This is a genomic window from Cohnella baijiui (genome assembly GCF_020731285.1).
Taxonomy (GTDB): Bacteria; Bacillota; Bacilli; order Paenibacillales; family Paenibacillaceae; genus Cohnella.
The window spans coordinates 1-207 of sequence record NZ_JAJFOW010000559.1; the positions used below are offsets into that span (position 1 = coordinate 1).

Annotated in this window: 1 protein-coding gene; it reads left to right on the forward strand. The window is 58.5% G+C overall.

Annotated elements, in window-relative coordinates:
* Positions 1-207 (forward strand): PA14 domain-containing protein (locus LKX83_RS33785; protein ID WP_227887706.1); only part of this gene is annotated, 207 nt, incomplete at both ends.

A 207-nucleotide genomic window follows, 5' to 3' on the forward strand; every position in this document is an offset into this window, starting at 1 on the left:
GGGCAACACCTACGGCCAGCGCATCCGCGGCTATGTGACTGCTCCGGTTTCGGGCCAGTACACTTTCTGGATCGCCGCTGATGACATGGCCGAGCTTTACCTGAGCACGTCGGAAGACGCCGCCAGAAAAGTGAAGATCGCCTACTCTAACTCATGGACAAACGCCCGTGAGTGGACCAAGAGCTCGACGCAGCAGTCTGCCAAGAT